The sequence below is a fragment of the Streptomyces sp. Y309 genome (assembly GCF_056712025.1).
This window is the reverse complement of the sequence record NZ_CM160048.1, coordinates 4,557,335-4,583,576: the sequence shown is the minus strand read 5'-3', so window position 1 is coordinate 4,583,576 and position 26,242 is coordinate 4,557,335. Positions and strand designations below refer to the sequence as shown.

Below are 26,242 nucleotides of genomic sequence, written 5' to 3'. Positions count from 1 at the left end.
ACATGACCACGCACCATGCCTTCGACCCGGTGCGCTTCGAGCTCCCCGCGCACCTGCGCAAGGGCGCTACGCGCGAAGAACTGCGCGCCGAGCTCCTGCCGCACGCGCGGCGCTGCCTGGAGGGCGACCCCGGCTTCTTCGTGCTGACCGGGCTCGGCCACTTCGACGAGGAGGAGTACCGGAAGTTCGCCGTCACCGCGTCGGCGGCCCTGGGCGAGCTCGTCCCGCAGGACAGCAAGGGCACCCTGCTGCGCGAGGTCCGCTACCGCGGCGTCCAGCTCGGCGAGGGCGCCACCGGCCGCTACTCCGACTCCCGCACCGGCGGCAGCCTGCACACGGACTCCCCGCACCGGCCCACCGACGTGCCGGACTACTTCGCGCTGGCCTGCGTCCACCAGGCGGCCGTCGGCGGTGACCTGGTCCTCGTCCGGCTCGCCGACATCGTCGAGCGGCTGAGCGACCGCCCGGAGGTGCTCGAAACCCTGCGCCTGCCCGTGCACTTCGACACCCGGGACGACACCCCGGGCAGCCCGCGCACGGTACTGCGTCCCGTCCTGGAGCACACCGGCGGCCGGGACCGCGTGCACTACCTGCGCGAATACATCGAGATCGGCCACCGCAGGCCCGGCATCCCGCCCCTGACACAGGCCCAGACCGAGGCGTTCGACCAGCTCGACGCCCTGCTCGACGACCCCGGCCTGCGGTCGCAGGACCGCCTCGGGGAAGGCGAAATGATCTTCATCGACAACCGGTGGACCCTGCACGGCAGGGTGGAGTTCCGGGACAGCGACCACGGGCACCAGCGGCTGATGCTGCGCACCTGGATCGCCGCCGAGGTCTCTTAGCTCCCCGGGCCACCGGCCCGCCGGTCCACGGGTCCACCGGCCCGCCGGCGCCGCGGCAGCGTCGCCGTGGCGGCCACCCCTGCCGTTCGCTCGCTTCTTCGCCGTTCTCCGCCGTTCTCCGCCGCACATCGCTGTGCCGTACGCACCTTCCAACCGCCGTCGGGAAACGGTCATCCGACCGTGCCTCCGGCGAGACTCAAAGGAGCAGCAACCTTGACCTCTCATCGGGCCTCCTTCCGTGAAGTCATGTCGCGAGGCGACCTGGTACGGGTCGCGGGCGCGCACGACGCCATGGGTGCCACACTCGCCCAGCAGGCCGGCTTCCAGGCGGTCTGGTCGTCCAGCCTCGAGGTCTCCGCCTCGCGCTGCCTGCCCGACGCCAGCGTCCTGACGATGACCGAGTACCTGGCCGCGGCCGCCAACATGCAGAAGGCCATCGACATCCCCGTCGTCGCGGACGTGGACACCGGCTACGGCAACAACCTGAACGTCGCGCACATGGTCCACGAGTACGAGGCGGCGGGCATCACCGCCGTGGCCATCGAGGACAAGCTGTTCCCGAAGGTGAACAGCTTCGCGGACACCGCGCAGACCCTGCTCTCGCTGACCGACTTCACGCAGAAGATCGAGACGGCCAAGAACGCCCAGCGCGGCGAGGACTTCTACGTGATCGCGCGCACCGAGGCCCTCATCGACGGCCTCGGCGTCGAGGAAGCCCTCAAGCGCTGCACGGCCTACGCCGACGCGGGCGCGGACGCGGTCCTCATCCACTCCAAGAAGAAGGACCAGGGCGAGATCGTCGAGTTCCTCGACGGCTGGGACGGGCGGAAGCCCGTCGTCATCGTGCCCACCACCTACCCGCAGTGGTCCGCGGCGGACGCGACCGCGCACGGAGTCTCCGTGGTGATCTACGCCAACCAGGGGCTGCGCGCCACCGTCCGGGCCCTGCGCGACACCTTCGGCACCATCTACCGGGACGGCTCGTCCCTCGGCGTCGAGTCCGAGATCGCTCCCGTGTCCGACGTGTTCGCCCTGCAGCGACTTGAGGATTGGCTGGCCCTGGAAGCGTGATATCCAACGACGACTTCTGCACGGCGCTCGCGGACCGCGGCTTCGGCTTCGTGGCCGGCGTCCCGTGCTCCTACTTCAGCGGGCCGATCGAGCGGCTGACCCGCGACGGCGTCTATCTCCCGGCCGCGAACGAGGGGGCCGCGCTCGCGGCCGCCGCGGGCGCCGCCGTGGCCGGACACCGCGCCGCGGTCATCGCCCAGAACTCGGGCCTCGGCAACCTCATCAACCCGCTGGCCTCGCTCACCGTGACGTACGGGATTCCCGTCCTGGTCTTCATGAGCCTGCGCGGCTGGCCCGACCCGGCCCAGGACGAGCCCCAGCACGCGGTGATGGGCACCTCGACGCACCGGCTCCTGGACGCCCTTGACGTGCCGCACGTGACCGTGCCCGCCACGGCCACGGCCGCGGACCTCGCCGACGCGCTCGACCGCGCCGACGCCGAACTCGCCGCGGGCCGCAGCGTGTTCGTCCTCACCCAGAAGGGGGCCATCGAGAAGGCCGCGGGGGCCGGGGGCAAGGACGGCGAGAAGGCCGAAGGGACCGCCACCGCTTCTCCCGAGGCCGGGCTCAGCCGCGTCGCGGTACTGCGCGCGATCGAGCATCTCCTCGAGGGCGCCGCAGTCGTCTCCACCACCGGCTACACCTCGCGGGAACTGTTCGGCGTCACCGGCTCCAAGAACCACTTCTACATGCAGGGTTCGATGGGGCACGCCGCCGCGTTCGGCCTGGGGGTCGCGCTGCGCACCCCCGGGACACCGGTGGTCGTCCTCGACGGCGACGGCGCGGCCATCATGCACCTGGGCACGCTGTCGTCCGTGGGAGCGGCGGCGCCGGACAAGTTCGTCCACGTCATCTTCGACAACGGCTCCTACGAGTCCACCGGCGGGCAGGCGACCACCGCGCACTCCACGCGGTTCGCCCGCGTCGCCGAGGGCGCCGGCTACGCGTCGGCGCGCGTCTGCGACGCCGTCGACGAGGTCACCGACGCGCTCACCACGGCCCTCGCCGGAGGCGGCCCGCACCTCGTCGTCGTCCGCGTGGCCAGGGCCGGGGCCTCCGCCTTCTCCCGGGCCACGGCGGCCATGACCACGACCGACATCCGCGAGGGCTTCGCGGCCCGGCTGCGCGGCGAGGAGACGTCCGGTGGGAGCTGACCCGGAGGCGCGCGGCGGGGTCGAGGTGGTGTTCGGAGCGGGCGCGGTGCGGCGGCTCGACGCCCTCGTCGACGCCTACGGAGCGCGCCGTGTCCTGGTCGTGGCCACCGAGAGCGGACTGACGCGGGCGGGCTTCGGCCACTGGCTCGACTCCCCGCGCCACCACCTGTTCGCTGGCTTCCGGCCCAACCCGGCGCTCGACGACGTGCTGGCGGGCTGCGCCCTGCGCGACCGCCTCGACCCGGACCTCGTCGTGGGGCTCGGCGGCGGCAGCGCCATGGACGTGGCCAAGATGGTGCGCGCCCTGCCGGCCGACGACGCCGCGGCCCGTGCCTGCCTGGGCGCGGGCGGCGAGCCGCGGCCGGCGGCCGGGAACCTGGTCCTGGTCCCGACCACCAGCGGCACCGGCAGCGAGGTGACGCAGTTCGCGACGGTCTTCGACGGGGAACGGAAGCTGTCCTTCGACCACCCGCTGGCCGCCGCCACCTGCTCCGTGGTGGACCCGGAACTCACCGCGACCTGCCCCGCGGAGGTCACCACGAGCTGCGCGATGGACGCGCTGTGCCATGCGGTGGAGTCGCTGTGGGCCCGCCGTTCGCGGGACGCCTCGCGGGCCGACGCGCTGCGGGCCCTCGGCGCCCTGACCGGCCCGCTCGACGACGGCCTCAAGGACACCTCGGCGCCCGTACGGGAACAGCTGGCGCGCGCCGCGCTGGACGCCGGCCGGGCCATCAACGCGACCCGGACGACCGCCGCGCACGCCTTCGCCTACCGGCTGACCAGCCGCTACGGCGTCCCGCACGGCGTGGCCTGCCTGCTCAACCTCCAGTGGCTGTTCGCCTACAACACCGAGCGGGCCGGCAGCCACTGCGAGGACGACCGGGGCCCGGCCCACGTCCGGTCCCAGCTCGTGGCCGTGGCGGCCGCCTGGGACCTGGAGCCCGCCGGCGTACCCGCCAAGCTCGGCGATCTGCTCGTCGAGACGGGCTGGTCACCGCGGCTTTCCGACTACGGGCTGACCGGGCGCGAGCTGCCGGACTACATCGCCGCGGGCCTCGGCTCCACGGCGCGGGCGGCCAACAACCCCGTACGACTCGACGAATCGCTGGTGCTGAGGGCGCTCCGCGCCGTGCACTGACGCGGCAGGAAGCGGAAGGAAGCAGTCATGAGACAGGCCGCTCCCTACGGGGCATGGAGTTCACCCATATCGGCGGCGCACGTCGCCGCCACGGACAGTCACCCCAACTGGCCCGGGTTCGTCGGTGACGAGATCTGGTGGTCGGAGCGGCTGCCCCAGGAGGGCGGGCGCACGACGCTCATGCGTGCCGAGGCGGACGGCGGGGCGCGCAGCATGCTGCCCGCGCCGTGGAACGTGCGCAGCAGGGTCATGGAGTACGGGGGCCGGGCCTGGGCGGGCGCGGCCACCGGGGACGGCCCGCTGATCGTGTTCGTGCACGCCGAGGACCAGCGGCTCTACCGGTACGACCCCAAGGCGCCGGACGCCGCCCCGCGGCCGCTCACGCCCGCCGCGCCCCCCGGATTCGCCCTGTCCTTCGTCGATCCGGTGCTGCCCGCCGCCGGGAGCGCCCCGGCGGAGGTCTGGTGCGTACGGGAGCGCACCGCCCCGGGAGGCCTCCCCGCCCGCGATCTTGTGGCCGTGCCGCTGGACGGCTCCGCCGCCGAGGACGGCGCCGCCCTGCGGTCCCTGGTGTCCGGCCACGACTTCCTGACGGGGCCGCGCGTCGCGTCGGACGGCCGACACGTCGCCTGGATCGGCTGGAACCACCCCGCCATGCCGTGGGACGCGAGCGAGGCGTGCGTCGCCGAGATCCGTGGCGACGGCACCCTGTCCGCCGCCCGCGTGGTGGCGGGCGGTCCCGAGGAGTCCGTGGCCCAGGTCGAGTGGACCGACGACGGGCACCTCTACGTGCTCACCGACCGGTCCGGCTGGTGGAACGTGCACCGGGCCGCCCTCGACGAGGGAGCCTTCGACGGGGCCGCCCTCGACGGGAACGCCTTCGACGGTGACACCCCGCGGGTGACCGCCGTGTGCCCGCGCGAGGAGGAGTTCGCCGGGGCGCTGACCAAGATCGGGCTCGCCTGGTGCGCGCCGCTGCCCGGCGGTCGTCTCGCCGTCGTCCACGGCACCCACTCCATGGCCCTGTCCGTCCTGGACCCCGCCACCGGGGAACTCGACCCGGTGCCCTGCCCGTTCACCGAGTGGGAGCCGCTGCTCGCGAGCGACGGTCACCGCCTGATCGCGGTCGGCGCACGCGCGGACCGCGACTTCACGGCCGTGTGCGTCGACACGTCCGACGGCACGTACAGGACGCTGTCCGAGCCGCGTGCCACCGCCCACCCGGACCTCCTTCCGCTGCCCGAGGCCCGGACCTTCCACGGCCGGGACGGCCGCCCGGTGCACGCCGTCGTCTTCCCGCCGCGCAACCCCGACTTCACCGCCCCGCCCGGGGAGCTGCCCCCCTACGTGGTGTTCGCCCACAGCGGCCCCACCAGCCGTTTCCCCATGGCCTACGACCTCCAGATCGCCTTCCTGACCAGCCGCGGCATAGGCGTCGTCGGCGTCAACTACGGCGGTTCGACGGGGTACGGCAGGCAGTACCGCGAGCGGCTGCGGCACGCCTGGGGCATCGCCGACGTAGCGGACTGCGCCCTGGTCGCCGAGGCCCTCGCGGCCGAGGGCGGCGCCGACCCCGACCGCCTCGCCATCCGCGGGGCGAGCGCCGGGGGCTGGACCGCGGCCGTGTCCCTGACCACCCTCGACACCTACAGCTGCGCGGCGCTGCACTACCCCGTCCTGGACCCGGTGACCTGGCGGAACGCGCAGAACCACGGCTTCGAGGCGTTCTACCTGGACACGCTCGTCGGTCCCTGGCCCGAGGCCGAGAGCGCCTATCTGACCCGTTCGCCCGCCCACGCCGCGGCCCGCGTCGACGTGCCGTTCCTGCTGCTCCAGGGCAGCGCCGACCCGATCTGCCCGCCGGCCCAGGCCGAGCGGTTCCTGGCGGGGGTGCGGCCGGAGGCGGCGCCGTACCGGCACCTGGTGTTCGACGGGGAACGGCACGGCTTCAAGCGGAGCACCACCATCGTGGAGTGCGTGGAGGCGGAACTGGCGCTGTTCCGGGGGGCTTTCGGGGTTCCTGAGGCTTCCGGGGTTCGTGGGTCTTTCGGGGTTCGTGGGTCTTTCGGGGTTCCTGGGGCGGTGGAGGGGGCGGCGTCCGAGGACGGGGGCGAGTCCGAGTCCGTGTCCGGAGGGCCGGGCGGCGTCGGGACGGTGCACGGGCTGGTGCAGGACCAGGCGTCGCGCACACCCGAGCGGCTCGCCGTCCAGGACGCGTCCGGTTCCTGGTCGTACGCCGAACTGCTCGCCCGTGCCGATGAGTTGGGCTTGCTGTTGCGGCGGGCCGGGGCCCGTCCTGGCGACCGGATCGGCATCCACCTGGACCGCTCGCGCGACCTGGTGGCCGGGCTGCTCGCGGCGCTGCGCGTCGGCTGCTCCTACCTGCCCCTGGACCCCGAATACCCGGCGGACCGACTGCGCTTCATGATCGAGGACGCCCGCCCCGCGGCCGTCCTGACGCGGCACGGCATCCCGGAACCGCCGCGCGGACCCGAGGTGCGGCTCGTGTACGTCGACGAGGGGGCCACGCCGGACGGGGAGGGGGCCACGCCGGACGGGGACCCGGCCGGGCGCACGCCGGTGGCCTGCTCGCCCGACCATCCGGCCTTCGTCATCTACACGTCGGGGTCCACCGGGACCCCCAAGGGCGCCGTGCTCGCCCACCGCGGCATCGTCGACATCCTCACCCACAGCAGGGACACGTTCGGCTTCACCGAGGACGACTCGGTGCTCGCCCTGGCCGCGTTCTCCTTCGACTTCGCCCAACTGGAGCTGCTGCTGCCGCTGATCAGCGGGGGCACGGTGCACCTTGTGGACCGTGCGGTGACCCGGGACCCCGAGCTGCTCGAAGCGGCGCTCGACGCGCGCCGGGCCACGTTCGTGATGGGCACGCCGTCCATGTTCGGTGCCCTCGCGGCGTTCGGCTGGCGGCCGTCGCGCGGGCTCAGCATCGTCTCGGGCGGGGAGAGCCTGACACCCGCCGTCGCGGAGGCCCTCGCCCCGGCGGCCGCCCTGTGGAACATCTACGGCCCCACCGAGACGTCGATCTACTCGCTGTACGAGCGGGTGCCCACCTCCGGCGGCCCCGGCACCGCCGCCCGCGCGCCCCGCCGGGACATCACCATCGGCAGGCCCGTGCCGCACACGGCCGTCGAGCTCCTGCGCGACGGCGAACGCTGCCCCGACGGCGAGACGGGCGAGATCCATCTCGGCGGCCCCGGCCTCGCCCTCGGCTACCTGGACCGCCCCGAGCTGACGGCCGCGCGCTTCCTGCCCGACCCGTTCCGGCCCGGTGAACGCCTCTACCGCACCGGCGACCTGGGGCGCCGCCTGCCCGACGGCCGCATCGCCTACGAGGGCCGCGCCGACGACCAGGTGAAGATCCGCGGACACCGGGTCGAGCTGGGCGAACTGGAGGAACACCTGACGCGGCACCCGGCGGTCCGGGCCGCCGCGGTCGTCGCGGAACAGGGGCACCACGCGCTGCGGCTGGCCGCGTACGTCGTACCGGCGGAGGGCGGCCGCGCGACCGGCACCGACGAAGCCGACAGCGAGGGGAGCGAGGGCAGCTACGGCGGCGACGGAGCCGACGGCGTGGCCGGCGCAGGCACCGTGAACAGCGCCGAACTGCGTTCCCACCTCGCCCGCCTGCTGCCCGCGTACGCGCTGCCCCATCGCATCGTCGCCATCCCCGAGATCCCGCTCAGCCCCAACGGGAAGACCGACCGCCGCGCGCTGCGCGAGCCGGCACGGCCCCGGTCCGCCGGGGCGGAGGGGCTCGCCGGGGTGTGGCGCGACGTCCTCGGCGTCGCGGATGTCGCGGCCACGGACAACTTCTTCGCGCTGGGCGGCGACAGCCTCAGCGCGATGGAGACGACCATCAGGGCACGGGACCTCGGCATCCCGCTGCGCGTCGCCGACCTGTACGGCACGCGGGCCTTCGGCGAACTGGCGGACGCGGTCGAGGCGCGCGGCGCCGACGGCCCGGCCCTCCGGTCCGCCGCCGACCTGCCGACGGCGCTGTCCCCGGCCCAGCACCGCTTCCTGGAGTGGGACTACCGGGACGCCGACCACTACAACGTCTCGCTGCTCCTCGACGTCGCGGACACCGTCGACCGGGCGGCGCTGGGGGAGGCCCTGGACCGGCTGGCCGAGCGGCACCCCGCGCTGCGGCTGCGGCTCACGGGTCCGGCCGACGCGCCCGTACCCGTCACGGACCGGGCGGGGCGGGCTCCGCTGTCCTGGCACGAACTCCCCGAAGGGGGCGCGGAGGACGGCGAGGACGGCGACGCGGCCGATGCCGCCGACGTCGCCGAACGCGCCTTCGTGAAGGAGGCGGACCTCCTCCAGCAGTCGCTCAGCCTGCGCGACGGGCCCGTCTGGCGGGCGGCCTTCTTCTCCCGCCCCGGCTCCGGTCCCGACTCCGGTCCGGACTCCGGTCCTGTCTCCTGGGCGGGCGGCCACCGGCTGCTTCTCGTGTTCCACCACTTCATCGCCGACGGCATGTCCCTGAAGATCATCGCTCGCGATCTGGGGGCGTTGTACGAGGCGGCCGCCGGGGCACAGTCAGGGGCCGGTCCGCGCGCCGCCGCGTCCTCCTGGGCCGCGCACGCGGGCACGCTGCGCCGGTTCGCCAACGGGCCGCTGGACGAGATGTTCCTGCGCCGCTGGGAGTCCCTGCCCTGGTCGGCGTGCGCCCCGCTGCCCGCCGACCGGCCGGACGGCAGCATGCACCTGAGCCACATCAGGTCCTTCGACACCGAGGCCCCGCTGCCCGTCGGCGTCGGCGCCTCGCACCTGGAGGAGCTGCTGATCTCGTCCCTCGCGGCAGCCCTGGCCGAGGAGTCGGGCAGCGGTGGCGGCGCCGTCGAGGTGTGCCGGCACGGCCGGACCGACCTCACCGGCGGCCCCGGCCACTTCGACGCGGTGGGCTGGCTCAACAGCATCACGCCCTACGTACTGGCCCTGCCCCGGCCCGGCACGGACGCCGGGACCGCCGCCGCGCTCCGTCGGCAGATCACCGAGATCCGCGACATGGAACAGACCTGGGGCGCCCTGCGGTATCTGCACGACGACGCGGGCGTACGGGACCGGCTCGCCGCGCTGCCCGCCCCGGACGTCTATCTGAACTTCCTGGGCTCGCACATGCACGACCTGGAACTCGCCGGTCCGTTCCGGGCGCGCCAGGGCGACGTCGGCACGGAGATGACCCTCGACCGCACCCAGCCCTACCGCATCAAGATCTACGCGGAGACGGCCGCAGGCACCGTACGGCTGAAGTGGCAGTACAGCGCCGCCGTCGACGACGAGTCCCGGATCAGGCGCGTCGCCCAGGCCTGCGCGGACTGGCTGGACCGCCTCGGTCGATGCCCCTGACCCGATCCGGACCCGACCGGATCCACCCGGGACCCTCCGCGTCCACCCGAACCCGCCCCATACCGCTCGCCCGTCCGTCCGCACAGGAGACCTGATCCCCATGCAGCACATCCTCATAGCCAACCGCGCCGCGATCGCGGCGCGCGCCGCGCAGACCTGCCGCGGCCTCGGCCTGCGGACGACCGCGCTCGCGGCCCGTACCGACACCCAGACCAGCCATGTCGCCCGGGCGGACGACGAGGTCCTGATCGACGGCCGGGGCCTGCCCGACACCTACGACTCGGCCGAACGCGTCCTCGACGCCGTGGACCGCAGCGGCGTCGACTGTGTGTACCCGGGCTATGGCTCCCTCGCCGAGAACGCCGACTTCGTGGCCGGTCTGGAGGCCCGGGGCGTGACCTTCGTGGGACCGTCGGCGGCCGCGCTGCGCCTGGCGGGCAGCAAGGCCGCCGCCGCCGAGGCCGCGCGCCGCATCGGCGTGCCGGTGCTCCCTCACGCCGCGGGCCGCGGCCGGGACGAAGTCCTCGCCCACGTCCACGAGATGGGGCTGCCGGTCGTCCTCAAGCCGGAGTTCGGCTACGGGGGGCAGGCGGTGCGCATCGCCCATTCCCCGGCCGACGTCGAGGACGCGGTGGCGCAGGGCCCCGACGGGACGTCCTGGTACGTCGAGAAGTACCTGCCCGTGAACCAGGTGGTCGGGGTCACCCTCGCCGTCGACCACGAGGGCACGGTGCTGCCGCTCGGTGAGCGGGAGAGCCTGCTGGTGTCCGACGGCCTCAAGCTCCTGGAGGCGTCCCCGGTCGCGGGCGTCGACGCGCGGGTGCTCGCGGCCATGCGCGCGGACGCGGCCCGGGTGGCGCGGGAGTTCGGGCTGACCAACGTCATGACGGTCGAGTTCATCGTCGGGCCGGACCGCTACTACTTCCTGGAGGTCAACGGCCGGCTGCCGCTGGCCTACCAGATGTCCGAGCGCCAGCTGGACATCGACCTCGTGGAACTCCAACTCCGCATCGCCCGGGGCGAGTCCGTCTCACCCGCCGCGGCCCCCGTCGACCGGGCGCGGCACGTCCTGGAGGCGCGGCTCTTCGTCCACCCGCAGGAACTGGGCGACTTCCCGGACGTGGGCACGCTCGACCGGTTTGAACTGGCCGACGTCGAGGGCCTCGCGTACATCCGGTCGGTCGACCCGGCGCGCCCCGTCACGTACGAACTCATCCTCGCCCAGGCCCTGGCCGCGGACACCTCGCGCGCCGCGGCCGCCCGCCTCGTGCGCAAGGGCGTCGAGGCGTCCCGGGTGGCGGGCCTGCGCTGCTACGTGGAGGAGATCACGCAGCGGCTGAACGAGGAGTGCTGAGGCCGTCGTACGGCGGCCTCAGCCCAGTGAACACACCAGGAGGAACACATATGAGCCAAGGGCTGACCGTCGCCTTCCTCGGCATCGACGGCATCGGCAAGAGCACGCTGTGCCGCGCCTTCGAGGAGCGTGTCCGAAGCAGCGGCCAGGAGGTGGTGACCGTCACCTGGCGGTCCGCCCTGGAGGAGACCGCCGCTCCCTGGCCCGCGGTGCCGCTCCAGCAGCTGTGGCTGGAGTCCTTCCGCACTCTGTACGGCGCCGGGCTGCGCGACGGTGAGCCGCTGCACATCCCCCGCGGCTACGACGCCTGGCGCGACGACGACTGGGAGCGCCACCTGGCGGCGGAGCCCGTCATGGGCAACAAGGCGTCGGGCGCGCTCGCGGCCGCGTTCGTGGAGATCGCCGGCAATGTGCTGCTCGCGTCCGAAGTGACCCGCAAGGCACTGGCCCGGGGCGCGATCGTCGTCCAGGAGTCCTACCCCATCAAGCACGTCCTGAAGGAACTCGCCGTCGCCGAGCGGCTGTCCGCGGAAGGCAGTGCGGGTGGCGCGGGTGGTGCGGGTGGTGCGGGCGAGGGCGGTGACCCGGCCGCCGCCGCGGTCGGCGAGCTGACCCGCACCCTGCGGGGGCTCCTCGACCTGATCTTCGGCTCGTCGTTGCTCCGCCCCGACGTCGGCATCCTTGTCGACGGCCCGTCCTCGTACGCGTACCGCTGGCGCACCGCGCAGAACGGGGCGGTCGGCGCGCTGGAGGACTACGGACCCGCCGGTGAGCGCAGCGAGGAGTCCTTCAGCCGGATGCAGGACGAGACCGCCAAGCTCTTCAGGGAGTACGCGGACTCCTGGGGCTGGATCGTGCACCAGGTCGACGACGGCGGCGTGGAGGCCAACACGGCCCGGGGCCTCGACGCCCTGTGCGCCCACCCGGAGCTGGCCCGCCGCCTCGGCGGACCGGAGGGGCCGGAGCGGCCGGAGCGACCCGGCGGCGTGACTGCATGACGGCCCCGCCCACGGCCTCGTCCGCGGACTCGTCCGGGACGCCGCCCGAGTCGCGGGGCGCGACGCCGTCCGCGACGCCGTCCGCGACGCCGGAGGACAGGCGCATCCTGCGTGTCCTCATCACCTCGTCGATGTTCTCGAAGGTCGCGGACTGGCAGCTCGGCATCGTGGTCCCGCTCGCGGTGCTCGCGGCGTCGGACTCCGTGGCGCTGTCCCTCGTCTCCTTCGCGCTGCGCGGCGTCACCTACGTCGGCTCGCCGTTCCTCGGCTCGGTCATCGACCGCTTCGACAAGCGCCTGATCTTCGTACTCGCCCAACTCCAGCAGGCGGTCTGCCTGGTGCTCCTCGCGGCGTCGCTGTCGAGTCAGGTGTCCGTCGCCGTGCTGGTGCTGCTGTCCGGCGTCGGCGGTGTCGCGAGCGCCATCACCGGGCAGTTCGTGCTGATCCCCAAACTGATCAGCGCGCCCGCCCGGCCCGTGGCCGTGGCCAAGCTGAACTCCGCCATCGAGCTGTCGAAGGTCGTCGGCCTGGTCCTGGGCGGGATCGGCTTCAGCCTGCTCGGGCCCGCCGCGGCGACGCTGTGCATCGCGCTCCTGTACGTCGTCGCGGGCTGCGTCGCGATGCTGCTGCCTTCGGTGGCGTCGAGCCCCGAGAAGATGAACATCCGCCGCGACCTCGCGATCGGATTCCGCTGGGTCGGCAAGCGCGAGATCCTGTGGCTCGTCGTGACCATGTCGATGACGAACCTGGCCATCGGCCAGCTGGAACCGGCGCTGATCACCGAGTTCGGCGACCAGGGCATGAACACCACCGTCATCTCCATGGTGATGGCGATCGGCCTGCTCACGGGCGCGGTGGCCAGCCGCCTCGCCCCGCACGTCATGCCGCTGTGGACGCCCGAACAGCGCATCCTGGCCTGCCAGGTGCTTGGCTTCGCGGGCTTCGCGCTCATCGCCGTACCGATCCTGCCCGTACGGATCGTCGGCTTCATGGTGGAGTGCTTCGCGGTCGCGGTGAGCAACGTCGCGTCCATCACCTACCGCCAGGAGACGATACCGGCCGACGTCGCGGGCCGCGCCAACGCGACGATCCGCATGTTCATCACGGGAGCCGTCCCCCTCTCCGGCTTCCTGTACGCCTGGGCCAGCCGCTTGGAGGGCTTCCGGTACTGGCTGCCCTCGTTGGCGCTGTGGGCCACCGCGATCGTCATCTGGGCGGGGTACGCGCGGCGTGCGGGGGGTGCCGGGGGGCCCGGGCGTGCCGGGGATGCCGACGGGGATGCCGGGCGTGCCGGAGGAGCCCAAGAAGTTCGGGAAGTCCGGGAAGTCCGGGAAGTTCAAGAAGCCGAAGGAGTCGAGGGAGTCACCCGTGGAGATCGCTGAGCAGGACCATCTCGTCATCGCCACGGTGGACAGGGAGGAGGCGGAGAGCCACGCCTGGAAGGAGGCGGACGCGACGATCGACATCGTCAGGCTCGCCGAGGACGCTGCGGGGGCTGCGGGGTTGGGCGGCGGCGCTTCCGGGGCTGCGGGGTTGGGCGGCGGCGCTTCCGGGGCTGCGGGGTTGGGCGGCGGCGCTTCCGGGGCTGCGGAGTTCGGCAGCGGCGCTTCCGGCGTGGTCGGGCTCCCCGACCCGGGTCTCGCCGCCCTGGGGTTCGTGGCGCGTCCGAAGTGGGTGAACTGGTGCGCTCCCGTACGGGATTCCCGGGAGGAGTTCGCGGCCGCCCTCTCCGGCACCGAGCGGAGGAACATCCGCCTCGGCTCCCGCTTCGTCCGCGACGAGGGGCTGCGCGTCGAGGTCCGGGTGGGGCTGACCGAGGAGCTGGTGGACGAGTTCCTGGTCCTGTACGAGCGGCAGATCGCGGGCATGCCGCGCGGCCAGAACTTCGCCCGCCGCGGCCGGGACCGGCTGCTCGCCGGGGCGAACGAGCACGTCAGCGTCTGTGTCACCCAGGACGGCGCGATGCTCGTCGGGTCCCTCTGGTGGATCCGGCCCGAGGAGTCGGTGCTCCAGATGCGCTACTCGGCGGCGGCCGTGGACGCCCGGTCGAGCCGGGTGATGCGGGTCGCCTACACGGAGGCCTTCCAATTCGCCCGTGAACAGGGCCTGGCCCACGCCTCCTTGGGGAACGACCCCACGCTCTTCGGCCATGTCGTGCAGCCGGGCCTCTTCAACTTCAAGACCCGCTTCGGCTTCGCGCCCGTCCCCGCGCAGGTGCTCACGCCGAAGCTCGGCGGCGGCTTCGTGGACAAGTTCCTCTCACTGCGGTCGCTGTCGGACCCCGCGCTGGTGGTGACGTGGGGGCGGCACGCGGGGACGACGCCGTCCTGGCCCGAGGCCGCTGCCCGGGAGCCCGGGCACGACCTGCTGATCCTGTCCGGGGCCGGGCGGGAGGAGGGCGGGGCGGCTGTCGATGGCGCGGCGGGCGGCGGCGTGGCTGTCGGTGGCGCGGCTGCCGGCGGCGCGGCCGAGGGGCTCGCCGACCGGTTCCACACGGGCGGCTTCCGGGAGACGCGGGTGGTGGCGGTGCCGTAGCGGGTGGTTGGCTGCCGGAAAGTTATCCACAGGCTGTGATGGGGATTCGCCGGTGGCGGTACCGTCGATGCCAGTTGAGGTTCGCGACGCCGGTCCACGGTCGACGCCTGCTCCGGCGCAGGGCCCGGAGCGGGGCAGGGCGGGCGCGCGGGCCCTGGAACCGGGGGCGGAAGCGTGGCTGAGGCGATGCACACGTGGGGCAAGGACGAGACGGGGTCGGACGCGGCCGTGCCGGTGCCTCGCGACCGGCGAGCGGCCGAAAGACCTGCGGCGAGCCCCCGCGGCGCCCGCCGCATCCCGCACGTGGACGGCTTCGCGCGCCTGCCCGGACCCGGCGCCCCCGGGCCTGGCGACCCCGGGCCTGGCGACCCCGGACCCGGCGACCCCGGGCCCGCGCGACCCAAGGAGGAGGGCAAGGCCCTGCGCGCCCACACCCCGCGCTCCGCGCACGCGCGGTACGCGCCGGACGACCTCCGCCCCGACCCCGTGCAGGTCATCGAGGAGACCAACCGCGGCCGGATCCCCGAGCTCGCGCCGCTCCGCGTCGGCAGGATGGCCGCGTCCCCCTTCGCCTTCCTGCGCGGCGCCGCCGGACTCATGGCCCACGACCTCGCCCGCACCCCGCTCACCGGCATCGGCGCCCAGATCTGCGGCGACGCCCACGCGGCGAACTTCGGGCTCTATGGGGACGCGCGCGGCGGCCTCGTCATCGACCTGAACGACTTCGACGAGACGGTGCAGGGCCCCTGGGAGTGGGACGTCAAGCGCCTCGCCACCTCCCTCGTCCTCGCCGGCCGCGAGGCGGGCGCCAAGGAGGACGCCTGCAGGGAAGCGGCCTACGACGCCGTCGGTGCGTACCGCCGCACCATGCGGCTGCTCGCCAAGCTCCCCGTCCTCGACGCGTGGAACGCGATAGCCGACGAGGAACTGGTCTCCCACACGGACGCCCGCGACCTCCTCGGCACCCTCGACCGCGTCTCCGAGAAGGCCCGGCAGAACACGAGCGCCCGCTTCGCCGCCAAGTCGACCGAGCCGGTCCCGGACGCCGAGGCCCCGGCGGGCCACGCCGCGCCCCGGCGCTTCGTCGACGCGCCCCCGGTGCTCCGGCGGGTGCCGGACGCGGAGGCCGCGCAGGTCGCCTCCGCCCTCGGGGAGTACCGCACGACGCTGCCGGAGGACCGCCTGCCCCTCCTCGCGCGGTATGCGATCCAGGACGTGGCCTTCCGCGTCGTAGGCACCGGCAGCGTCGGACTGCGCTCCTATGTGGTACTGCTCCTCGACCACCGGGGGGAGCCGCTGGTCCTCCAGGTCAAGGAGGCCCGTCCCTCCGCGCTCCTGCCGCACCTGCCGGCGGCGGGCTTCAAGGAGCCGGCGAGCGAGCACGAGGGGCGGCGGGTGGTCCTCGGCCAGAAGCGCATGCAGGTCGTCAGCGACTTCCTGCTCGGCTGGACGACGATATCCGGACGGCCTTTCCAGGTGCGGCAGTTCAGGAACCGCAAGGGCAGCGTCGACCCGGCCGCCCTCGCCGCCGACCAGCTCGACGACTACGGCCGCATGACCGGCGCCCTGCTCGCCCGCGCCCACGCGCACAGCGCCGACCCCCGCCTCGTCTCCGGGTACTGCGGCAAGAACGACGAGCTGGACGAGGCGATGGCCGCCTTCGCGGTGGCGTACGCCGACCGCACGGAGGCCGACCACGCCCGGCTCGTCGCCGCGGTGCGCGAGGGGCGACTGCGAGCCGTGGCCTAGGCTGGACAGGTGACGACCCCGGAAGCCGAGCCGACGAACCGCGAGACGCCCGAGGAGCCGCCGCTCGACGCGGGTGCGCGGTCCGAGGCGGGCGCCCCCCGGGCCGAGGAGAGCGCCCCGGCCGGAGAGGGTGCCCCGGCCGGAGAGGGCGCGCGGCCCGAGGAGCGGCTCGCGAAGGCGGTGCGCGCCGCCGAGCAGGCCCTGATCGAGTACGAGATCGCGGTGGAGACCTTCCGGGTCGAGGTGGAGAACTTCTCGCGGCTGCACCACCAGAAGCTCGGCCCGATGTACGCCCGCCTCGACGAGCTGGACGCGTTGATCGCCGAGGCCGTGGCGGCACGGTCCGGTGACCCCGAGGACCTGCGCAAGGCGGACGAGGCGCGGGCGCGGGTGCTGCCGATGCCGGCCGTCGAGGAGCTGTTCCACGGCTGGATGGACGGCGACGGGCTGTTCCCGGAGGCCGCCGCGATGCTCACCGACCAGTCCGTGCGGCCGCCGCAGCGGGTACGGCCGAGCGACGACGTCCGCAAGCTGTACCGGGAGCTGGTCCGCAAGGCCCACCCCGACCTCGCGCAGGACGAGAAGGAGCGCGAGCGCCGCGACGAGTTCATCACGCGTGTGAATGCCGCGTACGGCCGTGGCGACGAGCCGCTGCTGCGGGAGCTGCTCGCCGAGTGGGACGCCGGACCGGTGCCCGAGGAGCTGCGGCCCAGCCCGAGCGAGGAGCTGTACGCCCGGCTCGAATGGCTCGCCCGGCGCAAGGAACTGCTCTCGGTCGTGGCCCGGGACCTGGAGGAGAGCGCGATCGGCGCGATGCTCAAGCTGGCGCCCGACGACCCGGACCGCCTCCTGGAGGAGATCGCCGAGCAGCTCCTGGCCCAGGTCGCGGAGCGTGAGGCGGAGCTGGAGCGCGTGACCGCGTGACCGCGTGAGCGGTGCGGGACGCGGGGGTGGGTGCGGGACGCGTGGTCGCGTCGTGTCGGCGGTCGGGTAGCGTCGGGGCATGGCTTTCGGATCCCAGGTGCCCACGGTCGGCGTCGACGAGCTCTCGGACGGAGACTTCCTGCTGGACGTCCGCGAGGACGATGAATGGCAGGCGGGTCACGCGGCGGGTGCGCTGCACATTCCGATGAGTGACTTCGTCTCGCGCTTCGGCGAATTGACCGAGGCGGCGCCTCAGGACGGCAGGATCAACGTCATCTGCCGCTCCGGCGGCCGCTCCGCGCAGGTGACGATGTACCTCGCCCAGCAGGGCCTCGACGCCGTGAACGTCGACGGCGGCATGCAGGCCTGGGAGGCCACGGGCAGGCCCGTGGTCGACGAGAAGGGCCAGCCCGGCGCGGTGATCTAGCGCGGCCCCCGCCTCGGCGCTTGCGGGCGCGCCGCCTCAGCTCAGGGTGCGCCGCCTCAGCTCAGGGCGTGCGCGGCCAGCAGGTCCCCGAGTGCCTCCTCGTGGGCCGCGGCCGGGCCGAGCGACAGTTCCAGGTGCTTGGCCCAGGCGTGGTAGCGGTGCAGGGGATAGTCGGTGTCGGCGCCGAAACCGCCGTGGAGGTGCTGCGCGGTCTGCACCACGCGGCGTACACCGTCGGCCGCCCAGATCTTGGCCACCGCCACATCCCCGGACGCCGGCAGCGGCCCGCCGCTGCCCGCGCCCGCGCGGTCCGGTGAGCTGAGCCGCCAGGCGGCCTGCCAGAGGGTGACCTCCATGGCGCGCAGGTCGATGTACCGGTCGGCGGCCTGCATCGCGACCGCCTGGAACGTCGCCACCGGAAACCCGAACTGCTCGCGCTTGCTGGTGTATTCACTCGTCATCCCGAGGACGCCGAGCCCGAGCCCGAGCGCGAGCGCGCAGGTGCCCGTCGCGAGCAGGTCCCGCAGGAAGTCCCAGGCCCCGTCCGCCGTGATGACATCGCGGGCCCCCACCCGCACCGAGTCCAGACGCAGCTCACCCAGCCGTTCCCCGTTGGTGGAGAACTGCTCGGCGAGGACGAGCCCGGACCGCCCGCGGGGCACGAGGGCGAGGACGGTGCGGCCGTCGGCGGCGGTGGCGGGTACGACGGTGAAGTCGGCGTCGTACGCCCATGGAACGCCGGTCTGGACCCCGTCCAGGATCCAGCCGCCGTCGTCACGGTCGCCGTCGGGGCGTGCGATGACGGCGAGTTCGGCGCCGTCGTGCCCGGTGCGGCCGTTCGCCGCGACGGTCAGGACGGTCTCGCCGCGGGCGGCGGACGCGAGCACGGCCTGCTTCAACTCCTCGCCGCCATAGGCCTGGACGACGTACGCGGCCGCGCCGCTCTCCAGGAGCGGGACCCGGGCGAGCACCTTCGCCGATTCACGCAGCACCAGGCAGAGCGCGATGGGGTCGAGGCCCGACCCGCCGTACTCCGGCGCGAGCAGCAGGCTCAGCAGGTCGGCCTCGGCGAGCTTGGCCCACAGCGCCCGGTCGAAGCCCTCGGCGACGGCGCCGGGGGTGAGGGCCGGACTGGGCACGCCGTCCGGCGCGACACCGGCGAAGACCGCCTTGGCCGCTTCGAGCGCCGCCTGCTGCTCCTCGGTGAAGGTGAAGTCCACGTTGTCCCTCCGCGCCGGCCGGCATGCCGCCCGTCATGTCTCGTCGGCCCCGTCTCGGCCGCTGGCACCGGTTTCTGACGGGTCGTCAAGATAGAACAGGTTCTACGGGAAGGGAACAGGTGCGCCGCCCGGGGCCTGGGGCGCCCGGGTGCTGGGACTGCGGCTGCCCCTGCCCTGGTCAGCGGTCGAAGTCCAGCTCCACCTTGGCCGTCGTCGGGTGCGACTGGCACGCGAGGACGTATCCGGCGTCGGTCTCCTCCGGCTCCAGGGCGAAGTTCCGGTCCATCCGGACCTCGCCGGACACCTTGAACGCCCGGCAGGTGCCGCACACCCCGCCCTTGCAGGCGAACGGCGCGTCTGCGCGGTTGCGCAACACCGTGTCCAGGAGGGACTCCCCCGCCTGCACCGGCCAGGTGCCGGAGCGGCCGTCCAAGGTGACCGTGACCGTGCTGTCCGCCGGGGCGGGCACGGCCGGTGCCGTCACGAGGCCGTCGTCCACGTGGAATATCTCCTCGTGGATGCGGTGCCGCGACACCCCCAGGGCGCGCAACGTCCGCTCCGCGCCCTGCACCAGGCCGTACGGACCGCACAGGAACCAGCCGTCGACCTCCTCGACCGGCAGCAGCGCGGGCAGCAGCCGCGCGAGCCGCTCCTCGTCCAGGCGCCCCGAGTTGAGCCCGGCCTGCTGCTCCTCGCGCGAGAGCACCGTCACCAACTGGAAGCGGTCCGGCCAGCGGTCCTTGAGGTCGGCGACCTCGTCGAGGAACATCGTCGACGCCGCCGTGCGGTCGCTGCGGATGAGACAGAACTCGGCGCGCGGCTCGCGCTCCAGGAGCGTCGTGACGATGGACAGCACCGGTGTGATGCCGCTGCCGCCGACCACCGCCGCATACCGCCCGGGTGCCGGGTCCAGGATGAAGCGGCCCGCCGGGGTCATCACGTCCAGCTCGTCGCCCGCGACGATCCCCTTGTGCGCGTACGTCGAGAAGGCGCCGCCCTCCACCATGCGCACCCCCACCCGCAACTCCCGCGGCTCATCGGCCGCTTGGGGCGACGGCGCCGGGGAGCAGATCGAGTACGTACGCCGGATCTCCGTGCCGTCGACTATGCGGCGGATGGCCAGGTGCTGGCCCGGTGCGTGGCGATACTCCTCGCGCAGGGCCGGGGGCACCTCGAACGTCAGCGTCACGGAGTCGTCGGTGAGCTGCTCGACCGCCGCCACGCGGAGCCGGTGGAAGCGCGCCATCACAGCTCCTTGAAGTGGTCGAAGGGCTCGCGGCAGGAGACGCAGCGGCGCAGCGCCTTGCAGGCGGTGGACGAGAAGCGGCTGAGCAGTTCCGTGTCGGTCGAGCCGCAGTGCGGGCAGCGGACCGTGAGGGACAGGGGGACCGGGCCGTCGGCGGCGTGCGGGCGCGGCGGGGCGATGCCGAACTCGGCCAGCTTGCGGCGGCCTTCGGCGCTGATGTCGTCCGTCGACCAGGCGGGGGAGAGCACCGTGCGCACGCTGACGTCGGCCCGGCCGTGCTCGCGCAGCACCTGCTCTATGTCCGCAGACATGGCCTCTATGGCGGGACAGCCCGTGTACGTCGGGGTCAGCTCGACGTCCACATGGCCCGTGCCGCTGACCCGGACCGAGCGGAGCACGCCCAGCTCGGCCAGCGTGAGGACGGGCAGCTCCGGGTCGGGCACGGAGCCCGCGAGGGCGCTCAGCTCGGCTTCGAGGGCGGTGGGGGTGTGGGGGGCCGTGGTCACCATGACGCCCCCGGGTGGCTGCGGTGCAGGTGCTGCATCTCGGCGAGCATCCGGCCGAACGACTCGGTGTGCAGGCCCTCGCGGCCGGCGCCGGCCGTCCACGCCCCGCTCTGCGGCCCCTCGGGTACGCCGAGCGTCGCCTTCTCGATCACCCCGGTGATCCTGGCGGTCCACTGCTCCCGCAGGGCGCCCCAGTCCAGGTCCAGGCCCGCCACCGGCTGGAACATCTCTCCGGTGAACCGCCACAGCGCGTCCAGGCCGCGCCGCATCCGCTCGTGGCTCTCCGCCGTGCCGTCGCCGAGCCGCAGCGTCCACTGCTCGGCGTGGTCCTGGTGGTAGGCGACCTCTTTGACCGCCTTCGCGGCCAGCGGTGCCAACGGGCTGTCCGTGTCGGCCAGTTGGCCGTACATCAAGTTCTGGTACACGGAGAAGTAGAGCTGGCGGGCGATGGTGTGGGCGAAGTCGCCGTTCGGCTGCTCGACGAGCTGGAGGTTGCGGAAGGCACGCTCCTCGCGCAGATACGCCAGCTCGTCCTCGTCACCGGCCAGGGACAGCAGCACACGGGCCTGGCCGAGCAGGTCCAGGGCGATGTTCGCCAGGGCGACCTCTTCTTCGAGGACGGGGGCATAGCCCGCCCACTCACCCAGGCGGTTCGAGAGCACCAGGGCGTCGTCGCCCAGGGCGAGGGCCGCGGCGTGCAGGGCCGGGGCTTCGGCCGTCGGGGACGCGGTGGCGGTCTCCGGAGACGCAGGGATCACGGGTGCGGGGGTCACAGGTGCTTCACTCCTTCCGGGATGTCGTAGAACGTCGGGTGGCGATAGGGCTTGTCCCCGGCGGGCTCGAAGAAGGAGTCCTTCTCGTCCGGCGAGGAGGCCGTGATCTCCGCGGACGGCACGACCCAGATGGAGACGCCTTCGTTTCTGCGCGTGTACAGATCCCGGGCGTTGCGCAGCGCCATCTCGGCGTCCGGGGCGTGCAGGCTGCCCGCGTGGGTGTGGGACAGGCCGCGGCGCGAGCGCACGAACACTTCCCACAACGGCCATTCGGTGGAGCTGCTCATGCGGTCGCCTCCTTGCGCTCGCTGTGCTTGGCGGCGTTCTTGGCGGCGTAGGCGGCCGCTGCCTCGCGCACCCAGGCGCCCTCTTCGTGGGCCCGCCTGCGCTGGGTGATGCGCTGTTCGTTGCACGGGCCGTTGCCCTTGAGGACCGACCAGAACTCGCTCCAGTCGATGGCGCCGAAGTCGTGGTGCCCGCGCTCCTCGTTCCAGCGCAGGTCCGGGTCCGGGAGGGTCAGTCCGAGCGACTCGGCCTGGGGGACGCAGATGTCCACGAAGCGCTGGCGCAGCTCGTCGTTCGAATGCCGCTTGATCTTCCAGGTCATCGACTGCTCGGAGTGCGACGACTCCGCGTCCGGCGGGCCGAACATCATCAGGGACGGCCACCACCAGCGGTCCACGGCGTCCTGCGCCATCGCGTGCTGCGCCGGTGTGCCGCGGCTGAGGGCGAGCAGCAGTTCATACCCCTGGCGCTGGTGGAAGGACTCCTCCTTGCAGACGCGGACCATCGCGCGGGCATAGGGGCCGTACGAACAACGGCACAGCGGGACCTGGTTGGTGATCGCCGCGCCGTCCACGAGCCAGCCGATGGCGCCTACGTCCGCCCAGGTCAGGGTGGGGTAGTTGAAGATCGACGAATACTTCTGGCGGCCCGAGTGGAGCTTGTCGAGCAGGTCGTCGCGGCTCGCGCCGAGCGTTTCCGCGGCGCTGTACAGATACAGGCCGTGGCCCGCCTCGTCCTGGACCTTGGCCATCAGGATCGCCTTGCGGCGCAGGGACGGCGCGCGTGTGATCCAGTTGGCCTCAGGCTGCATGCCGATGATCTCGGAATGGGCGTGCTGCGCCATCTGACGCACGAGCGTGGAGCGATAGGCGTCCGGCATCCAGTCGCGCGGCTCGATGCGCTCGTCGGCCGCCACGGCCGCGTCGAAGGCGGACTCGAGCGCGGCGGTGTCCGCGGCGCCGGCCGCTGTGTGCTGCGGCGCCGTGCTGGGCGGCTGGTGCGCTGTCGCCATCTCGGTCCCCCTCGACCTCGGGCAGTGTCTCGATCGTGGACGTGCGGTGCAGTGGGCGTGCGGTGCCTCGGCATCACCCGCGAAGCTGGCGACCTACCGACCGATCGTTCGGTTCGTCGGAATTCAATGGTGCGGCGCCTCGCCATAAGGTGTCAACCCTGTGGATAACCTCCGGGACGCTGTGCCTGGCGGGCGGGCCTGAGTACCGTTCCGGCGGCAGGGTTCGGTCGTGGGTCGAGGAACGGGGCGAGATGGACGCGTACGAGAAGGGTTCGGGCGGCGAGGCCGCGGGACCCGATGACGCGCCCGCCCGGCCGGATCGCGTCCCCGCCGGGCCTGACGATGCCCTCGCTCGGCCCGACCACGTCCCCGCCGAACCCGCTGCCGGCATCGCCGCCCTCTCCCGAGGCCCGCAAGTCGTCGCCGCGCTCGTCCTCGCCGCGGTCGTGGTCGGCGTCTGCGTTCACGTCGGGATGCTGTTCCTGCACGTGGCGCCGTCGAACACCGTGACCAAGGAGCACGGCCGGACCGTCGACGACTGGGTGTACCCGGAGTTCGAGCAGAACTGGAAGCTGTTCGCGCCCAACCCGCTGCAGCAGAACGTCGCGGTGCAGGCCCGGGCCCAGATCCGCACCCCGGACGGGACCGGCCGGACCACGCGCTGGTACGACCTTTCCGCGCAGGACGGCGCCGCCATCGACCACAACCTCCTGCCGAGCCACACGCAGCAGAACGAGCTGCGCCGCGGCTGGGACTTCTTCGTGGCCACGCACGACGCGCAGAATCGTCCCACCGGTCTGCGCGGCGAACTGTCCGAGCGCTACATCCGCCGCATCGTGCTGCTGCGCCTGGACCGGCACGAGCCGCTCGCCCGCGGCGAGGCCTTCGACCAGGTGCAGGTCCGGTCCCGGACCACGGCTGTGCGGCCACCGAAGTGGAGTGACGAGAAGATCAACACCAAGCCTGTGCTGCGGCTGCTTCCGTGGTGGTCGGTGACCCCGGCCGACCTGCCGCTGGCCGGGGAGGACCGGGCGCGGAGAGATGTGGCGGCCGATGCCGCCGGTGCCGCCGAGCGGAAGAGCGGTGCCGCCGAGCGGAAGAGGAGCGCTCGGTGAGCCGTGGTGAGGGGGAGGGCCCGGTGAGCCGTGGTGAGGGGGAGGGCCCGGTGTCCCGTGCGGAAGGTGAGTACCCGGAGTCCCGTGCGGAAGGGGAGTACCCGGTGGTCGGCTCCGGAGGCGAGCGCCCGGCGGGCCGTTCGGGAGAGGGGCGCCCGATGGCGCCTGCCGGAGGGGAGCGGCCTGCGCCCCGTTCCGGAGGGGCGCGGCCCGTGCCCCGTTCCCGAAGCGGGCGCCTGATGTCCCGTTTCGAGCCGCTCGCGCGGGGCGTGCAGCGCGTCTCGGCGCACGCCCTCGGCCCGTACCAGACGGCCGTCGTACGCATCGGTTTCGCCGCGACGTGGCTGCTCTTCCTGCTCCGCGAACTGCCGCACCGGCGCGAGCTGTACGGGCCCGACGGGCCGTGGAGCTGGGACATGGCCCAGCAGCTCATCTCCGCCAACGACGCCTTCACGGCGCTGATGTGGTCGGACGGGCGGGTGTGGTTCGAGATCGTCTACTTCCTGGCGATCGTCTCCAGCGCCCTGCTGCTGGTGGGCTGGCGCACGCGCACCATGTCCGTGCTGTTCATGATCGGCGTGCTGTCGCTGCAGAACCGCAGCATCTTCATGGGCGACGGCGGCGACAACGTCATCCATCTGATGGCGATATACCTGGTGTTCACGCGGTGCGGCCAGGTCTGGTCCCTGGACGCGCGCCGAGCGGCACGAGCCGGCCGCGCGGACCGCGCAGGCAACGCGGGCCACCTCGACCGTGCAGACCACTCAGGCACCGCAGACCACCCCGACCGCGTCGGCCCCGTGCTGTGGTGGGTCCTCGGCCTCGCGCTGTCCGTCGTGACGTTCATGGGGGAGCTCGGCGGGTTCTGGCTGCTGTTCTTCTGGGGGCTGTGGCTCGTACACGGCCTGTGGTGGGTGGTCTCGCGGCGCGCGCCGCGGAGCGAAGCGCGGCTGCTGCTCGACGTCGTCACCAACCTCGCGCACAACGCCGCCCTGCTCGTGATCATGGTCGAGGCGTGCCTGATCTACGCCACGGCCGGCTGGTACAAGATCCAGGGCAGCCGCTGGCAGGACGGCACGGCCGTCTACTACCCCCTCCAGCTCGACTACTTCTCCCCCTGGCCCGCGCTCGCCGACCTCCTCACCTCGCACGGCGTGCTGATCATGCTGGTGACCTACGGGACGGTCGCCGTGCAGGTCGCCTTCCCGTTCACGCTGTTCAACCGGCGCGTCAAGAACGTCCTCCTCACGGCGATGATCTTCGAGCACGCCGTCATCGCCGTCGTCCTGGGGCTGCCGTTCTTCTCGCTCGCGATGATCGCGGCCGACGCGGTCTTCCTGCCGACGTCGTTCCTGCGGCGCCTCGGCGGCTGGGTGGCACGCGCGCGTAGAGGGCTGATCTCCCGTACGCCGCTCTCTCGTGTGCCGCGTCTGCCGCGTGTGCCGCGTCTTTCGCGCGGCGGTACGTCGCCGGGGTCGCGCGGCGACGAGAAGCAGGCGCAGCAGGCCGCCGAGGACGCGCGCGTAGGCTTCGGTGCATGAGCGGTAGCGGTACGGCCGGGGACGACGGGCCGGAACGGGCGGCGTCGGCGCTCCCGGCGGGTCAGGCGCCTTCAGCAGGTCAGGCGCTCCCGGCGGATCAGGCGCCTCCGGCGGATCGGGCGCGCCCGGCGGATCGGGCGCTCCCGGCAGATCAGGTACTCCCGGCCCAGCAGACGCCCCCGGAAGACCCGGTCCACGCCTGGCGCCGCCTCGCCGACGCCTCCGTGCTCCTCGACGGCTTCCACGCCCTGAAGCACGCGCTGCGCTTCGGCGCCCGCGTCTCCGTGGCGCTGACCAGTGACAAGTCCGCCGCTCTCGCCCTCGCGGAGGACCTGGCGCCGGATGTGGCCGCCGCCCTGGACGCGCTGCTCGCCGAGACCGACGACGCGACGCTGCGCGCCCTCGTGCCGCGGCTGCACCCGACGGCCGTGGCCGCCTTGGCGGTACGTCCGTCACGCACCGCCAACCTCCGGGCGCTGGCGCACACCCCCAGGTCCGCCCCGGTCGTCGTCCTCGACGATCCGCGGAACCTGGGCAACGCCGGGGCGGTGATCCGGCTCGCGGCGGGCTTCGGCGCGACGGGTGTCGTGACGACCGGCACGCTCGACCCCTGGCATCCCACGGTCGTCCGAGGCGGCGCGGGCCTGCACTTCGCCACGGCGGTGGAGCGCGTGGACGTCGGGGAGCTCCCCGCGGGCCCGGTGTTCGCCCTCGACGCGGAGGGCGAGGACATCCGCGGGCTCAAGATCCCCGACGACGCCGTGCTGGCCTTCGGCTCGGAACGCAGCGGTCTCTCGGCCGAACTGCGCGCCTGCGCCGACCACTTGGTGTCGCTGCCGATGCGGCCGCAGGTGTCGAGCTACAACCTCGCGACGAGCGTCGGCATGACGCTCTTCCACTGGTCCTCGGGCCGGCCCCCGGGAACCCAGGTCTGAGCCCGTGCTCCCCGGGACCGTGCTCCCCGGGACCGCGC

At 73.3% G+C, this 26,242-nt stretch carries 21 protein-coding genes; 15 read left to right on the top strand and 6 right to left on the bottom strand.

The features are described from left to right. Window positions 1-2 precede the first annotated feature (2 nt). The 12 genes from AC0KTA_RS18350 to AC0KTA_RS18295 all read left to right on the top strand — a co-directional run bounded on the left by AC0KTA_RS18350 (window position 3) and on the right by AC0KTA_RS18295 (window position 17,571). On the top strand, window positions 3-845 hold the full coding sequence (locus tag AC0KTA_RS18350; RefSeq protein WP_481056197.1) for a TauD/TfdA family dioxygenase: 843 nt from the start codon (window positions 3-5) through the stop codon (window positions 843-845). Between the two features lie 246 nt (window positions 846-1,091). After that, on the top strand, window positions 1,092-1,916 hold the full coding sequence (locus AC0KTA_RS18345; RefSeq protein ID WP_481056196.1) for an isocitrate lyase/phosphoenolpyruvate mutase family protein: 825 nt from the start codon (window positions 1,092-1,094) through the stop codon (window positions 1,914-1,916). After that, window positions 1,913-3,070: a phosphonopyruvate decarboxylase gene (gene aepY, locus AC0KTA_RS18340; RefSeq protein ID WP_481056195.1), complete on the top strand. Its 1,158-nt coding sequence runs from the start codon at window positions 1,913-1,915 to the stop codon at window positions 3,068-3,070. Before AC0KTA_RS18345 ends, aepY begins: the two co-directional genes overlap by 4 nt. Next, window positions 3,060-4,208: a phosphonoacetaldehyde reductase gene (locus tag AC0KTA_RS18335; protein ID WP_481056194.1), complete on the top strand. Its 1,149-nt coding sequence runs from the start codon at window positions 3,060-3,062 to the stop codon at window positions 4,206-4,208. The genes aepY and AC0KTA_RS18335 overlap by 11 nt, the downstream gene beginning before the upstream one ends. A 27-nt stretch (window positions 4,209-4,235) precedes the next feature. Further along, window positions 4,236-9,584, top strand: coding sequence for an amino acid adenylation domain-containing protein (locus AC0KTA_RS18330; RefSeq protein WP_481056193.1), 5,349 nt, complete (start codon window positions 4,236-4,238; stop codon window positions 9,582-9,584). A 100-nt stretch (window positions 9,585-9,684) separates the two neighbouring features. Next, a complete protein-coding gene (locus AC0KTA_RS18325; RefSeq protein ID WP_481056192.1) occupies window positions 9,685-10,938 on the top strand; it encodes an ATP-binding protein in 1,254 nt (417 codons plus the stop codon). Between the two features lie 50 nt (window positions 10,939-10,988). Further along, window positions 10,989-11,936 carry a hypothetical protein gene (locus AC0KTA_RS18320; RefSeq protein ID WP_481056191.1) on the top strand — a complete coding sequence of 316 codons (948 nt, stop codon included), beginning with the start codon at window positions 10,989-10,991 and terminating at the stop codon, window positions 11,934-11,936. Further along, complete coding sequence (locus AC0KTA_RS18315; RefSeq protein WP_481056190.1) at window positions 11,933-13,318, top strand: MFS transporter; 1,386 nt, start codon at window positions 11,933-11,935, stop codon at window positions 13,316-13,318. Before AC0KTA_RS18320 ends, AC0KTA_RS18315 begins: the two co-directional genes overlap by 4 nt. Continuing rightward, window positions 13,305-14,471, top strand: coding sequence for a hypothetical protein (locus AC0KTA_RS18310; RefSeq protein ID WP_481056189.1), 1,167 nt, complete (start codon window positions 13,305-13,307; stop codon window positions 14,469-14,471). The genes AC0KTA_RS18315 and AC0KTA_RS18310 overlap by 14 nt, the downstream gene beginning before the upstream one ends. Window positions 14,472-14,657: 186 nt before the next feature. Next, the gene (locus AC0KTA_RS18305) at window positions 14,658-16,220 is read left to right on the top strand and encodes a DUF2252 domain-containing protein (RefSeq protein WP_481056466.1); all 1,563 of its coding nucleotides are present in this window, start codon (window positions 14,658-14,660) and stop codon (window positions 16,218-16,220) included. A gap of 9 nt (window positions 16,221-16,229) precedes the next feature. After that, a complete protein-coding gene (locus tag AC0KTA_RS18300) occupies window positions 16,230-17,144 on the top strand; it encodes a J domain-containing protein (protein ID WP_481056188.1) in 915 nt (304 codons plus the stop codon). Window positions 17,145-17,223: 79 nt separating this feature from the next. Continuing rightward, a complete protein-coding gene (locus AC0KTA_RS18295; RefSeq protein WP_481056187.1) occupies window positions 17,224-17,571 on the top strand; it encodes a rhodanese-like domain-containing protein in 348 nt (115 codons plus the stop codon). Window positions 17,572-17,627: 56 nt separating this feature from the next. On the opposite strand, the gene AC0KTA_RS18290 is transcribed toward AC0KTA_RS18295, so the two are convergent. From AC0KTA_RS18290 to paaA, 6 genes are all read right to left on the bottom strand, one after another. Then, a complete protein-coding gene (locus tag AC0KTA_RS18290; RefSeq protein WP_481056186.1) occupies window positions 17,628-18,791 on the bottom strand; it encodes an acyl-CoA dehydrogenase family protein in 1,164 nt (387 codons plus the stop codon). 178 nt (window positions 18,792-18,969) lie between these two features. Beyond that, entirely contained in the window at window positions 18,970-20,037 is a 1,068-nt protein-coding gene (locus AC0KTA_RS18285) for a 2Fe-2S iron-sulfur cluster-binding protein (protein ID WP_481056185.1), read from the bottom strand. Continuing rightward, on the bottom strand, window positions 20,037-20,546 hold the full coding sequence (paaD, locus tag AC0KTA_RS18280; RefSeq protein ID WP_481056184.1) for a 1,2-phenylacetyl-CoA epoxidase subunit PaaD: 510 nt from the start codon (window positions 20,544-20,546) through the stop codon (window positions 20,037-20,039). Before paaD ends, AC0KTA_RS18285 begins: the two co-directional genes overlap by 1 nt. Beyond that, the gene (gene paaC / locus AC0KTA_RS18275; RefSeq protein WP_481056465.1) at window positions 20,540-21,244 is read right to left on the bottom strand and encodes a 1,2-phenylacetyl-CoA epoxidase subunit PaaC; all 705 of its coding nucleotides are present in this window, start codon (window positions 21,242-21,244) and stop codon (window positions 20,540-20,542) included. The genes paaD and paaC overlap by 7 nt, the downstream gene beginning before the upstream one ends. Before the next feature lie 68 nt (window positions 21,245-21,312). Further along, a complete protein-coding gene (gene paaB, locus AC0KTA_RS18270) occupies window positions 21,313-21,603 on the bottom strand; it encodes a 1,2-phenylacetyl-CoA epoxidase subunit PaaB (protein WP_037663092.1) in 291 nt (96 codons plus the stop codon). Next, window positions 21,600-22,613: a 1,2-phenylacetyl-CoA epoxidase subunit PaaA gene (paaA, locus tag AC0KTA_RS18265; protein WP_481056183.1), complete on the bottom strand. Its 1,014-nt coding sequence runs from the start codon at window positions 22,611-22,613 to the stop codon at window positions 21,600-21,602. Before paaA ends, paaB begins: the two co-directional genes overlap by 4 nt. A 251-nt stretch (window positions 22,614-22,864) precedes the next feature. Here paaA and AC0KTA_RS18260 point away from each other — a divergent pair, with 251 nt between their 5' ends. The 3 genes from AC0KTA_RS18260 (at window position 22,865) to AC0KTA_RS18250 (ending at window position 26,204) form a co-directional block, all read left to right on the top strand. Further along, entirely contained in the window at window positions 22,865-23,728 is an 864-nt protein-coding gene (locus tag AC0KTA_RS18260; RefSeq protein ID WP_481056182.1) for a DUF5819 family protein, read from the top strand. Between the two features lie 239 nt (window positions 23,729-23,967). Next, window positions 23,968-25,269 carry an HTTM domain-containing protein gene (locus tag AC0KTA_RS18255; RefSeq protein ID WP_481056464.1) on the top strand — a complete coding sequence of 434 codons (1,302 nt, stop codon included), beginning with the start codon at window positions 23,968-23,970 and terminating at the stop codon, window positions 25,267-25,269. Between the two features lie 224 nt (window positions 25,270-25,493). Further along, the gene (locus AC0KTA_RS18250; RefSeq protein WP_481056463.1) at window positions 25,494-26,204 is read left to right on the top strand and encodes a TrmH family RNA methyltransferase; all 711 of its coding nucleotides are present in this window, start codon (window positions 25,494-25,496) and stop codon (window positions 26,202-26,204) included. The last annotated feature ends 38 nt before the right edge of the window (window positions 26,205-26,242 follow it).

What these genes read in the sequence shown, in the direction of transcription:
- AC0KTA_RS18305 (WP_481056466.1), top strand. Translation starts at nt 14,658, where the DNA reads ATGCACACGTGGGGCAAGGACGAGACGGGGTCGGACGCGGCCGTGCCG.
- AC0KTA_RS18295 (WP_481056187.1), top strand. Translation starts at nt 17,224, where the DNA reads ATGGCTTTCGGATCCCAGGTGCCCACGGTCGGCGTCGACGAGCTCTCG.
- AC0KTA_RS18315 (WP_481056190.1), top strand. Translation starts at nt 11,933, where the DNA reads ATGACGGCCCCGCCCACGGCCTCGTCCGCGGACTCGTCCGGGACGCCG.
- AC0KTA_RS18345 (WP_481056196.1), top strand. Translation starts at nt 1,092, where the DNA reads ATGTCGCGAGGCGACCTGGTACGGGTCGCGGGCGCGCACGACGCCATG.
- AC0KTA_RS18350 (WP_481056197.1), top strand. Translation starts at nt 3, where the DNA reads ATGACCACGCACCATGCCTTCGACCCGGTGCGCTTCGAGCTCCCCGCG.
- AC0KTA_RS18285 (WP_481056185.1), bottom strand. Translation starts at nt 20,037, where the DNA reads ATGGCGCGCTTCCACCGGCTCCGCGTGGCGGCGGTCGAGCAGCTCACC.
- paaD (WP_481056184.1), bottom strand. Translation starts at nt 20,546, where the DNA reads ATGGTGACCACGGCCCCCCACACCCCCACCGCCCTCGAAGCCGAGCTG.
- AC0KTA_RS18330 (WP_481056193.1), top strand. Translation starts at nt 4,236, where the DNA reads ATGAGACAGGCCGCTCCCTACGGGGCATGGAGTTCACCCATATCGGCG.
- AC0KTA_RS18255 (WP_481056464.1), top strand. Translation starts at nt 23,968, where the DNA reads ATGTCCCGTTTCGAGCCGCTCGCGCGGGGCGTGCAGCGCGTCTCGGCG.
- paaA (WP_481056183.1), bottom strand. Translation starts at nt 22,613, where the DNA reads ATGGCGACAGCGCACCAGCCGCCCAGCACGGCGCCGCAGCACACAGCG.
- AC0KTA_RS18320 (WP_481056191.1), top strand. Translation starts at nt 10,989, where the DNA reads ATGAGCCAAGGGCTGACCGTCGCCTTCCTCGGCATCGACGGCATCGGC.
- paaB (WP_037663092.1), bottom strand. Translation starts at nt 21,603, where the DNA reads ATGAGCAGCTCCACCGAATGGCCGTTGTGGGAAGTGTTCGTGCGCTCG.
- AC0KTA_RS18260 (WP_481056182.1), top strand. Translation starts at nt 22,865, where the DNA reads ATGGACGCGTACGAGAAGGGTTCGGGCGGCGAGGCCGCGGGACCCGAT.
- AC0KTA_RS18325 (WP_481056192.1), top strand. Translation starts at nt 9,685, where the DNA reads ATGCAGCACATCCTCATAGCCAACCGCGCCGCGATCGCGGCGCGCGCC.